Origin of the sequence: Sporosarcina sp. ZBG7A (assembly GCF_000813425.1) — a bacterium.
Classification (GTDB): domain Bacteria; phylum Bacillota; class Bacilli; order Bacillales_A; family Planococcaceae; genus Sporosarcina.
The window spans coordinates 80,464-92,983 of the sequence record NZ_JWIB01000008.1 but is presented as its reverse complement, the minus strand read 5'-3'; the positions used below and the strand labels follow the sequence as shown (position 1 = coordinate 92,983).

Genomic DNA, 12,520 nt, shown 5'->3' with positions numbered 1-12,520 from the left:
CCTAAGCACGCGGATGCGTATTCATATAGGTTCTTCTTAAATGCTCTTTCGTTGTATGGGTATATATTTGTGTCGAAGACAGATCACTGTGTCCGAGTAGTTCTTGGACAGTTCTCATATCCGCTCCAGCAGATAGTAAATGGGTTGCAAACGTATGACGCAACATATGGGGATAAACTTTTGACTGGATGGATGCTCGCTCAACAATGGCATCTAGCACATGCCTGACACCCCGTTCAGTAAGAGGGCCGCCTCGTAAATTAACAAATAATCGATCGTGTTTAGTACTTTTCATAAGGAAAGACCGGCTATTTTCTATGTATCGCTCGATCGCCGACTGCGCAAAGCTGCCGAATGGAACGTAGCGCTCTTTTCGGCCTTTACCCATAACGCGAACAATACCAAGATCGTTGTCGATATCACTTAAACAGATTGATGTAAGTTCACTTACGCGAATACCTGTAGCGTAGAGAAGTTCAAGTAAAGCTCGATCTCGCAGGTCTCTAGGTTTTTCTCCAAGACACGCAACAAAAAGCTTCTCAAGTTCCTCCACATAAAAAAAAGCAGGAAGCCGTTCTTCCTTTTTAGGGTGGTGTAGTAAACGGAATGCCGTGTCATTAATGTCATATCGGGAATTGGCAAATCGAAAGAATGAACGAACTGAAGAAATCTTTCTCGAAATGGTTGCTCTCGATAATTCGCGCTCATACAGACGCGACGCAAAAAGCCGTGCTTCTTGATATGTAATGCTCTCTATCGTAAGAATACCTTCAGTTTTTAAGAACTCAAGAAATTCATCTACATCTTTTTCATATTCGGATACAGTGTGGACTGAATAGTTTTTTTCCAAACGGACGTACATGATATACTCGTTACGCATTTGGAGCGTCTTTTCATCCATAAAACACACCTCCCGAAAAATGAATAAATAATCATCATTTAAACGCTTGGCAACTAGCGTATTCGATTACCCAAACTAATTGAAAATGCTGATTACTCCTTTAATTCAAATTCATCCACGATTTACTATACACGATTTACTGGTATTTCTTCAACTATGAGCCCCTAGGAAGTCTGACCTCTACACATTCTGTTTCTACATTGCCACTAAAAGTTCACAAAAACCTCATATTCATACATTAAAAAGAAGAAGAAAGGTAATACCTTCCTTCTTTACACATTTCTTATAGTTGGTTATCACTCTTAAACGTATCCAGCGCTTCGAGTGCCCGATTCGCATGTCTTTCAGCTCGCTCTAGTTTAGAACGGACACGTTCTCCTAAATCTGGGAATAATCCAAAGTTCACGTTCATTGGCTGGAAGTTCTTTGAATCTGCTTCAGTAATATATCTTGCCATACTACCTAATGCTGTCTGATGCGGTAGAACATAGAGTTCTTCACCTAAAGCAAGTCTTGCTGCGTTCATACCTGCGACTAAACCTGCTCCCGCAGACTCCACATACCCTTCAACGCCTGTCATTTGACCCGCGAAGAATAAATTCGGATTGGCTTTTAGCTGATAGGTTGGTTGCAACACTCTCGGTGAATTGATGAACGTGTTCCGATGCATCACACCGTAACGTACAATTTCAACATTTTCAAGACCTGGTATGAGTCGCAATACTTCTTTTTGTGCGCCCCATTTCATGTGCGTCTGGAATCCGACAATGTTATAAAGAGTTCCAGCTGCATCATCTTGGCGAAGCTGTACGACGGCTTTTGGACGTTTACCGGTTTTCGGATCTTCCAATCCAACTGGCTTCATCGGACCAAACAGTAGTGTCTTCTCACCTCGACTTGCAAGAACTTCAACAGGCATACAACTCTCGAAGTACACTTCTTTTTCAAACTCTTTAAGTTCCGCTACTTCCGCATTGACTAATGCATTGTAAAATACAGCAAATTCCTCTTCATTCATCGGACAATTGAGATAAGCAGCTTCTCCTTTGTCGTAACGTGATTTCAAGTACACTTTGTCCATATCGATAGAATCTTTCTCGACGATAGGTGCTGCCGCATCATAAAAGTATAGGTACTCTTCACCAGTAAGCTGACGAACTTTTCCAGCCAGAGCGGGAGAAGTGAGTGGACCTGTCGCAATCACTGTTATGCCTTCAGGAATCCCCGTCACTTCTTCATTTACAACTTCCACTAGTGGATGATTGCGTACTTTTTCCGTTACATGCGCAGAGAACTCATGACGATCGACAGCAAGTGCTCCACCAGCAGGAACGGAGCAAGCATCCGCTGCTGCAATAATGATCGAGTCAAGACGTCGCATTTCTTCTTTGATAACACCTACAGCATTCGTCAGTGAGTTTGCACGTAACGAGTTACTGCAAACGAGTTCTGCGAATTTGTCTGTATGATGCGCTGGAGTTTGTTGAACAGGTCGCATTTCATATAAACGGACCTGTACCCCTCTGCTTGCAATTTGCCAAGCCGCTTCACTTCCCGCAAGTCCTGCACCGATGACATTTACAATTGGTGTCACATTGAACCCTTCTCTCTAGCTAAATTATTCTTGTGGTTTCTCTTTATAATCACATTCCGTACATTGGATCTGCAATCCTTTTTTCAATCGTTTTTCAACAAGTGTACTTTCACATTTCGGACATGGTCTCGAAATTGGTTTATCCCAAGAAATATATTCGCATTCAGGATATCGATCACAACCATAGAAAATCCGGTTTTTCTTACTCTTCCGTTCGACGACTTCCCCTTCTTTGCAAAGCGGACAAGTCACGCCTATCGGTTTAATGATCGCTTTTGTATTACGACAATCCGGGAAGTTTGAGCAGGCCATGAACTTACCATAACGACCCATTTTATAGACCATTGGAGACCCACACTTTTCACAATCTTCTCCGGCAGGCTCATCTTTAATTTCGATTTTTTCCATTTCTTCATCTGCGACTTTCAAATGCTTTTCAAAGTCTTTGTAAAACTCATCAATGACCGTTACCCAGGGGATTTCTCCCACTTCAATATGATCCAGACTTTGTTCCATTTTAGCCGTAAACTCCGCATTGGTGATGTCTGAGAAATATTGGTTGACCGCAGCATTGACAATTCCACCTAATTCAGTTGGAACAAATCGTTTTGCATCTAAAGTGACATAGCCTCTTTTTTGAATAGTATCCAATGTTGGCGCATACGTCGATGGTCGTCCTATCCCTAGCTCTTCCAAAGTTTTCACAAGGCGTGCCTCGGAATAACGTGGAGGCGGTTGAGTGAAATGTTGTTTCGGATCAATCGAAGCACACTTGACCGTTTCCCCTTCAGTAAGCGGAGGAAGGACATTATCCTTTTCTTCTTCCTTATCATCATGACTCTCAATATACACTTTCATGAATCCTTGGAACTTCACTTGGGATCCTGTTGCTCTGAACTGTACATCATTATTAAGTAAATCTACAGTCACCGTATCAAGAATGGCAGGTGCCATTTGACTTGCGAGAAAACGCGACCAAATGAGTTTGTATAATTTCAACTGATCTTTTGATAAAAACGCTTTCATCGCTTCAGGTGTACGTAGGACAGATGTTGGACGGACGGCTTCGTGAGCGTCTTGTGTCTTCGCAGCTGAAGACTTGCTAGCCGCTTTTGTTTTACGTGTAAACTCTTCACCATACATCGTCTCAATATGAGATTTCGCTTCAGCTTGAGCCGTCTCGGATGTTCTCGTCGAATCCGTTCGCATATACGTAATGAGTCCGACGATTCCTTCTTTACCGATTGTAATCCCTTCGTACAATTGCTGGGCAATCATCATCGTTTTCTTCGCACGGAAGTTCAACTTACGTGCTGCCTCTTGCTGTAGTGAAGACGTTGTAAATGGCACAGCAGGATTACGTTTACGTTCTTTCTTCACGACTTGGTGTACCTTAAAGTCATCTCCATCCAAGTTAGAGAGAATCTCGTCTACTTGACTTTTGTCTGTCAGTTTGACTTTCTTACCAGCTGTTCCATAGAAAGAAGCCTCAAAATCACCTTCTTTTTTACTGAATCCAGCACCGATTGACCAATACTCTTCAGGTTCGAAGGATTTAATTTCTTCTTCGCGATCAATAATGAGCTTCAAGGCAACAGATTGAACACGACCTGCTGACAAACCTTTCTTGACTTTCTTCCATAGAATCGGACTGATATTATAGCCAACGAGCCTATCAAGAATACGACGCGCTTGTTGGGCATCTACTAAATCCGTATTGATTGGACGTGGATTTTTAAACGACTCTTTAATTGCATCTTTTGTAATTTCGTTAAAGACGACGCGACAGTCGGAATGATCATCCACACCAAGCTGATGCGCAAGATGCCAGGCAATTGCTTCCCCTTCTCTGTCGGGGTCAGCCGCGAGAAAGATTTTTTTCGCTTTTTTTGCTTCTTTTTTCAAATCTTGTAGGATCGGGCCTTTTCCCCGAATCGTAATATACTTCGGTTCATAGTTGTTTTCTACATCGACGCCCATTTGACTGCGAGGCAAGTCTCTTAAGTGGCCAAGGGATGCGCGCACTTTGTATTTCTTTCCTAAATAGCGTTCAATTGTCTTTGCTTTTGCTGGTGATTCCACGATTACTAGGTAATCTGCCATTCTAATGTGCCCCCCTTAAAGAGGTTCTTTGTATTTATTCATCTAAAAGAATATCTGTTGCAAAATGTATAACAGTTTTCATGGAAAAGCAACTATTTTAGTAAAAAGACATTTCTCTCGTCAAGATTCGACAAGAGATTCTATGATTTGAAAGCCACTCCAAATCGGTCGTGCTCCTTCATCTAATAATTTGTTCGGCCCTAATGACAATGGCGAGTCTATCGGTCCAGGGACTGCAAATATTTCTTTTCCATGATCGAGAGCATGCTCAATTGTACTCATCGTTCCGCTCTTCACTGCGGATTCCGTAATGACAATGGAGTTGGACAGTCCACTTATAATCCGGTTCCTCATTGGGAATGTCCATTTAGCAGGTGGATGGTATGGCGGATACTCAGTTATTAAAAGGTGCTCTTTTGCCATAGTTGCTGCAAGCTCCGCATTTTCTTTCGGATACAGATGAAGGAACCCGTGTCCAAGTACCGCTAATGTCTGACCACCAAATTTTATAGCAGCTTGATGAGCCATTGTGTCTGCACCTTTCGCAAGTCCTGAAACAATTACAGATCCATGTTGGACGAGTGGTGGGACAATCATGTCCATAGCACAGACCGAGTATTTCCCAGCTTTGCGAGAACCAATTATTCCAACTTTACTTGGTTTTTTCAGTAAACTCTGATTACCTTTCGTATAAAGTACGGCAGGTGGATCTATTAACTGTTTTAGTCGTTCGGGATAATCAGGATGTGTATAAGGAATGGGGATGATTCCTTTTTCGAGTAGCAAATCTAAGAGAGGGAGTGGGGTTAGTTGGGCAAGTTTCAGGTTCAGGTTTGTCCGTTGTTTTTGTGATAAATTAGGTACGCATTTATGGTCAAGGTTATTTTCAAGCAATCTAGCAAGTTGGGGATAAGGGACAGGCAACGCATAGTGAAGTTTCAAAAGCTGATGTTCTTGTGCAGAAAGCTTCATTAAATCTCTCCTCTTTGTATAGAAAAGATGCAGCGTATCCATTGAATACGCTGCATCTTCTATATTAGTGGGTTTTACACTTTTCGTATAGCCCTTTTTCTTTAATTACTTTAATCAATGTCTCTCCGATAACAGATGGCGTTTCTGCAACCTCTACGCCAGCGTTATTGAGTGCTTTGATCTTTTCGTCAGCAGTTCCTTTACCGCCAGAAATGATGGCACCAGCATGGCCCATACGCTTTCCTGGAGGTGCCGTTTGTCCACCGATGAATCCTACAACCGGTTTCTTCATGTTGGCTTTGATCCACTCAGCTGCTTCTTCTTCAGCAGTTCCGCCGATTTCACCAATCATAACAACTGCGTACGTATCTTCGTCTTCGTTGAATTCTTTCAACACGTCGATGAAGTTTGTTCCATTGACAGGGTCTCCACCAATACCAACAGCCGTCGTTTGACCGATACCTGCTTCAGATAGTTGGTGAACCGCTTCGTACGTCAATGTACCAGAGCGTGAAATTACGCCTACGTGACCTTTTGTATGAATGTATCCAGGCATGATACCGATTTTACATTCTTCAGGTGTAATGACACCAGGACAATTCGGTCCAACAAGACGTGTCTTTTTACCGTCCATGTAACGTACTACTTTCACCATATCAAGAACAGGAATGTGCTCTGTAATACAGATTGCCATATCAAGTTCAGCGTCTACCGCTTCCATGATTGCATCTGCTGCGAAAGGTGCTGGTACGTAGATTACGGAAACATTTGCGCCGGTTTCTTTGACAGCTTCTTCCATTGTATTGAATACAGGAACGCCATCAACTTCTGTGCCGCCTTTGCCTGGTGTTACACCTGCAACGATTTTCGTTCCGTATTCAAGCATTTGCTGGGTATGAAATTTTGCAGTCCCGCCAGTGATACCTTGGACGACTACTTTTGTATTTTTATCGATATAAATACTCATCGTTTGTCCCTGCCTTTCTTAGCCTACGATTTCAACAATCTTTTGCGCGCCGTCTGCCATTGAGCCAGCTGCAATGATATTAAGTCCTGATTCGTTCAGCAATGCTTTACCTCTTTCCACGTTTGTTCCCTCAAGGCGAACAACTAGTGGTACTTCAAGGCCGACTTCTTTCGCTGCAGTGATAACACCCTCAGCGATAACATCACATTTCATAATTCCGCCAAAGATGTTAACGAAAATTCCTTTAACATGCTCATCTGAAAGGATGATTTTGAACGCTTCAGTTACTTTTTCAGCAGTCGCGCCGCCCCCAACGTCAAGGAAGTTTGCGGGTGATCCGCCGTAGTAATTGATCGTATCCATTGTAGCCATAGCAAGTCCAGCACCATTGACCATACAACCAATGTTCCCGTCTAGAGAAATATAGCTCAAGTCATACTTGGAAGCTTCGATTTCTTTTGCGTCTTCTTCTTCGAAGTCGCGCAACTCAACGATGTCCTTGTGACGGAACAATGCGTTGTCGTCAAAGTTAAATTTAGCATCAAGTGCAAGCACTTGATCATCACCTGTGACAACGAGTGGGTTGATTTCTACGATAGAAGCATCTTTTTCAACGAATACTTGGTAAAGACCTGTCATGAATTTCGCTGCTTTGTTCACAAGATGTGCAGGAATATTCATGTTGAATGCCATACGGCGTGCTTGGAATCCAGTCAATCCAGAGACTGGGTCGATGACTTCATGGAAGATCTTTTCAGGAGTCGCTTCTGCAACTTCTTCAATATCCATTCCGCCTTCTTCAGATCCCATAAGTGTAACACGATCCGTAGCACGGTCTACAACAAGACTGATGTAGTATTCTTTTTTGATGTCAGCGCCTTCTTCAATAAGTAAACGCTTGACCTCTTTCCCTTCAGGACCCGTTTGGTGAGTCACCAACGTTTTGCCAAGAAGTTCTTTTGCGTAAGCACGTACTTCGTCAAGATTTTTAGCAATTTTGACGCCGCCCGCTTTACCTCGACCACCTGCATGAATTTGCGCTTTTACGACAAATACTTCAGTGCCAAGTTCTTTCGCTGCTTTTACTGCCTCTTCTGGAGAAAATGCTGCAATCCCTTTTGAAGCTGCAACTCCATAATCACGAAGCAGTTGTTTCCCTTGATATTCATGGATATTCATCTTATATCCTCCAATCAAACTGATAACTATTCTTTACTGCGTACTCTATTGTAGTAAACTTGTCATACTATGTCCATATTTGTACTCGTAAAGTGCGAAATTTCTGTTCTACTACAGTCTTAAACTGTTTATTTTCCGCTTTTTGAACGATCTAATCTGTAAACATAGGCCAGAACTTCCGACACCGCTTGATATAGCTGATCAGGAATCGTCTCATTTACTTCTAACTGACCGAGTAATTCCACTAGACTTGGATCTTCTTGTATAGGAACACCATGTTCTCGAGCTTTCTCGAGTATATTCTCCGCAATTTGACCTTTTCCTTTGGCCGTCACTTTCGGTGCTTCGTTGAGCTCAGGCAAATAGGTCAACGCGACTGCTTCACGGCGCTTATATCGCTTTTCACTCATATCCGGAAATCGACTCCTTGCGTTCCGCTATCTGCAGATATGCTAGACTTAATCGGAGTATTCACTTCTTCTTGGAATTGTTTAAAACGGACAGCGGAAAGACGATATCCTTCCGCATCTAATCCTTCAGCTAGTCTATCCTCAAGGACCGCTCCTAGCATTTTCAATGTAGGATCTTCATTGAAAATAGTTAATGTCACTACTTTGTTTTGTACTTGCATATCGACCACTGTTTTGTGAAGCGCCTCTAAATCTAAGTAAAACAAGACACGTGCATGATCCGGATCAATCTTACCATCCTCTTTCATCCGCCCGTTCCACTCAATCGTTGCTTCAATTCTCTTCCCCTGCAAGTGAAGTGGTACTTGCATGATTATCTGCTGTTGTACACCAGATTCTGTGGATTGTAGAGGTTGCCCATTCAATCTTGAAACGACTGTTTCTGCTGCTTCGCGTAGAGCTGTTCCTGCCAAACCTTCTTGTAAAAGTGCAACAAGCTGAGGTTTTAGGGAATCCTGAATTTGTGAAATGTGAAGTTCTTTTGATGCGAGACCTGCTTCGTAGTGAACACCCAGCTTTACTAATACAGATTGTATTGCTTGTTTAATAGTACTGCCTGAAAGTTCTTCACTTGTTGCCGCTTCTGCTGCAGCTAAGAAGGATTGAATGACAGGGGCATTCGATTGCATAGCTTGTTTAACAAGTGCAGGGAGTTTGTCTAGCCCCCCTTGAGCATCAAGTACTGCTTGTAACAGAGCCGGCATCCCCGTTTGTAATGAAGTGGAACTAGAATTCGCAGAAGACTGAGCGGGATTTTGGCTAAGTAGCATTTGTTTTGTGGCTACACTGAATAATGTCTCACTAAACTTCGCAAGTAAGGCGCTTGCAGATTCATTAGTTTGAGAATGAGCTGATAAAAAATTCGTTAACTGGGTTTTCACACCTGTAGGTAAATCCGTTTGTTGAGTGATTCGTTGGAGTTCTGCGGATGCTCCTACAGGGAGCTTAGTTGCACCAGCTGTTGCTTGTTGAAGCGCTGTTAACAACTGCTTTGCGTCCATTTTAGGAGCATTTTCCGATTGTCCAGTGGCACTAGAAGTAGTATTGGTTTGTTGCGCCACTTGTTTTTCAACAGTCTGCATTTGAACTTGGGTGTTTTGAGATGAATTGACAAGCTTTGCTAACATGGTTGGAAGATTGGCAAGAGATGTTTGTGCAGGTAAGATCCCTGCTGACTTTAGAAGTTGGACCGCTTGGAACCTAAGTTCGGGAGGAGCTGTTTTGTCCAGTGCAGTCGAAAGTGTTTGTGCCAACAGTTTGCCTCCATTAGCTTCCAATAACGGCTGTTTTATTTGCTGAAGAATCGTTTGAATATCCGTCTTTTGAGTGGAGGGGATTTTGCTATCCGCGCTGACTGCCTGCTGAAGTGCATCAAGGACACCTTGAAGCCCCGCTTTCGTTTTAATGCCCATCATCGCATGAAACAGTTGGGGTGTTATAGGTAACTTGAGGGACACCAACTTCCCTATCGATTGAAGCGCTTCCTGCTGTTGTCCAGGTGACGTTTGCTTCAGAAGTGCTTCACCTGCAATCAATGATTCCCGGGTGATAGGAATTTGCTGTTTCATGAAAAAGTCCACAAGTTTACGCATTTCTGGCGTCTTAGTAAGTTGTAAAGTATCGAGCAAACTGCCGATTTTCGCGCTTTGACTCTCCCCTTGCGCATGTGGTCCAGAGACCAATTTCAACTGTAATTCAGGTTCAGTTGCCTTCACTTGAAAATAATAAGAGTCTCCCGCCTTTAGTGGGACTTCTAATTTTGCATTAAGCTTTTGGTTGCCGATTTGGACTTCCGCCATTTCACCTGGATATAGTTGTTTGATCGTCCCATGGAAAAGTTGCCCTTCTCTTAGTTGAGCGGACTGTGACGATTGTACATTTCCTAAATTGGCTGGTTTGAGGTTTGGGGATATTGACGGATTGTTCATCTGTCAGCCGCCTTTCTTGCGATCATTGTCTTGATCGGTTCAAATGTTTTCCGATGGTGAATGCTCGGACCATGATCTTTGAGCGCATCCAGGTGTTCTGGCGTACCATAACCTGCATGTTTATCAAAACGATACATTGGATATTCCTCGTGTAATTCATCCATCAACTGATCTCTTGTCGTTTTCGCAAGTATGGATGCGGCAGCTATCGCTAAACTTTGAGCATCTCCTTTCACAATAGAGACAGATGGACAGTTTACTGTTAGTGGCATCGCATCCGCAAGGACTTGATCAGGTTCAATAGACAATGTGGAAATTGCCTGTTCCATCGATTCGCGTGTCGCTGCATAAATATTGATGTCATCAATCCGTTTAGCAGATTGCACATGCACAGACCAAGCTACCGCGATTCGTTTGATAATTTCTGCAAGGCGTTCGCGTTCTTTCTTGGGGATCTGTTTAGAGTCATCCAATCCGATCAGCTCGTCTGCTTCAAGTGGCAGAATGACAGCTGCTGTCACAACTGGACCTGCTAAAGGGCCCCTGCCAGCTTCGTCCGTCCCCGCTACTCGAGCTCCTTCAAACGGTGCATACGAAGCATCAAATTGCTGTTTCTCTATGTGGCTAGCCTTAGAAGCGCAGCGTTTGTCATACGCTCTATTCCAGCTAATGAGCGCTTGTTGTACTCCTTTACGTTCATCCTTTGACAACTCCGCCATCCACGGCTCAAGCTCGTTCGTTTCTTTGAGTAGTAATTTAATCGATTGTATTGTTTTCACACGCTCACCTTCCATCCTTCTTCAGTTCCTTACCTCTTTTATCGGTCACTCCACTGATTTTTAGATATACAAAAGCCGAAGCCGGTTGCCGGCTCCGGCTAGGTCACTCCTGTTCTTCTGTCCAGTCGAATGTTAACCTTCCAAAATTACCTGTTCTGACATCTTGTATGATTAGCTCTGCAACTTTATCGTAGTCGATTTCTCCACCAGTCGTATAGGCTTTTCGACGTGCACCGACTGCTTCAAACAGTTCGGCCGTATTGTCCTCTACTGTAGCGAAGCCATACCGTTCTTCTAATCGTCCTGAATAACGATTAGACAAAAATCTTAAACCGTACATCGCTAGATCTTCCATATTTACAATCGTGTCTTTAATCGCACCTGTCAGCGCGAGCTTTTGACCTATCTCAGGATCTTCAAACTTCGGCCATAGAATTCCCGGCGTATCAAGCAGTTCTAATTCTTTTTCATACTTAATCCATTGCTGAGCTTTTGTGACACCTGGCTTATTTCCTGTTTTAGCTATGTTCTTATGAGCAAGTCGATTAATTAGCGTTGACTTTCCAACGTTCGGAATTCCGACAATCATCGCGCGAATTGCACCTGGACGGATCCCTCGCTTTTTCATCCGCTCAATTTTAGGCGCCAAAACTTCTTTAGCTACCTTCGTTACAGCCTGCAGCCCTTTGCCTTCAAAAGAGTTAATTGCGACTGCACGAATGCCTTGCTCATCAAAATATCGAATCCATTTAGCAGTTTCATGTTCATCCGCCAAATCCATTTTGTTTAGAATTAGTATTCTTGGTTTTTGATGAATGACTTCATCGATCATCGGATTCCGAGAAGATAATGGAAGTCGTGCATCTACAAGTTCAAATACAATATCTACAAGTTTCAACTGTTCTGTTACTTCTCTTCGGGCTTTCGCCATGTGACCGGGAAACCATTGAATGGTCATCTGCTCCCCCTACTTTCTCAATCCACTAGCCCAATATCATCCATCGGCCAGAAAACAAATTTTGTCGTCCCTATAATTTCATCTATGTCGATTACACCAATATGTCGCGAGTCATTACTTTTTCTTCGATTATCCCCCATTACAAACACATGCCCTTCAGGAACGGTTTGCTGTTGAATCTTCTCTTCCAACGTAAAGTCTTCAGTTAGCGTGCCTTCTGTAATCTCTTTTTTATATGCATCCAGATAAGGTTCCGGATACGCTTGATCATTTATATAAAGAACATCATCTTTATATTCTACGGTATCGCCGGGAAGCCCAATGACGCGTTTAATATAATCTTTTTGTTCAGGTGCATGGAATACAACGATATCGAAACGATCCGGCTTGCCAATTGAATAACTGATTTTGTTCACAATCATTTTGTCGCCGTCTTCCAGTGTCGGCATCATGGAGACTCCATCTACAACAATCGGCGTGAAGAGAAAAACACGAATGATCGCTGCAATTCCAAATGCAATAAGTAGCGCTTTCACCCATTCAAAGGTTTCATTTTTCTTTTTCTTTTCGTTCATGCCATTGCCCCCTGTAGTCTATTAAACCCATTGTACCTTCAATTCCACTTAGAGGCAAAAAGAAAGGAGGCCGTATAAACGGTCTCCTGATCTT

11 protein-coding genes are annotated in these 12,520 nt (G+C 43.0%); all 11 read right to left on the bottom strand.

Going from position 1 to position 12,520, the window contains the following annotated elements:
* Position 1: 1 nt before the first annotated feature.
* Positions 2-901, bottom strand: a complete 900-nt coding sequence (gene xerC, locus RL70_RS02845) for a tyrosine recombinase XerC (protein WP_039041911.1) — start codon at positions 899-901, stop codon at positions 2-4.
* Positions 902-1,184: 283 nt separating this feature from the next.
* Positions 1,185-2,495 carry an FADH(2)-oxidizing methylenetetrahydrofolate--tRNA-(uracil(54)-C(5))-methyltransferase TrmFO gene (gene trmFO / locus RL70_RS02840; RefSeq protein ID WP_039041910.1) on the bottom strand — a complete coding sequence of 437 codons (1,311 nt, stop codon included), beginning with the start codon at positions 2,493-2,495 and terminating at the stop codon, positions 1,185-1,187.
* A 24-nt stretch (positions 2,496-2,519) separates the two neighbouring features.
* The gene (gene topA, locus RL70_RS02835) at positions 2,520-4,598 is read right to left on the bottom strand and encodes a type I DNA topoisomerase (protein ID WP_025785060.1); all 2,079 of its coding nucleotides are present in this window, start codon (positions 4,596-4,598) and stop codon (positions 2,520-2,522) included.
* Between the two features lie 120 nt (positions 4,599-4,718).
* The gene (gene dprA / locus RL70_RS02830) at positions 4,719-5,570 is read right to left on the bottom strand and encodes a DNA-processing protein DprA (protein WP_039041909.1); all 852 of its coding nucleotides are present in this window, start codon (positions 5,568-5,570) and stop codon (positions 4,719-4,721) included.
* Between the two features lie 64 nt (positions 5,571-5,634).
* Entirely contained in the window at positions 5,635-6,537 is a 903-nt protein-coding gene (gene sucD, locus RL70_RS02825; protein ID WP_025785062.1) for a succinate--CoA ligase subunit alpha, read from the bottom strand.
* A gap of 18 nt (positions 6,538-6,555) precedes the next feature.
* Complete coding sequence (gene sucC, locus RL70_RS02820; RefSeq protein WP_025785063.1) at positions 6,556-7,716, bottom strand: ADP-forming succinate--CoA ligase subunit beta; 1,161 nt, start codon at positions 7,714-7,716, stop codon at positions 6,556-6,558.
* Between the two features lie 128 nt (positions 7,717-7,844).
* Entirely contained in the window at positions 7,845-8,126 is a 282-nt protein-coding gene (locus RL70_RS02815) for an EscU/YscU/HrcU family type III secretion system export apparatus switch protein (protein WP_025785064.1), read from the bottom strand.
* The gene (locus RL70_RS02810) at positions 8,123-10,114 is read right to left on the bottom strand and encodes a hypothetical protein (RefSeq protein WP_039041908.1); all 1,992 of its coding nucleotides are present in this window, start codon (positions 10,112-10,114) and stop codon (positions 8,123-8,125) included. The genes RL70_RS02815 and RL70_RS02810 overlap by 4 nt, the downstream gene beginning before the upstream one ends.
* Positions 10,111-10,893 carry a ribonuclease HII gene (locus RL70_RS02805; RefSeq protein ID WP_039041999.1) on the bottom strand — a complete coding sequence of 261 codons (783 nt, stop codon included), beginning with the start codon at positions 10,891-10,893 and terminating at the stop codon, positions 10,111-10,113. Before RL70_RS02805 ends, RL70_RS02810 begins: the two co-directional genes overlap by 4 nt.
* A 103-nt stretch (positions 10,894-10,996) precedes the next feature.
* Entirely contained in the window at positions 10,997-11,851 is an 855-nt protein-coding gene (ylqF, locus tag RL70_RS02800) for a ribosome biogenesis GTPase YlqF (protein ID WP_039041907.1), read from the bottom strand.
* A gap of 17 nt (positions 11,852-11,868) precedes the next feature.
* Complete coding sequence (gene lepB, locus RL70_RS02795; protein ID WP_039041906.1) at positions 11,869-12,426, bottom strand: signal peptidase I; 558 nt, start codon at positions 12,424-12,426, stop codon at positions 11,869-11,871.
* Between the last annotated feature and the right edge of the window lie 94 nt (positions 12,427-12,520).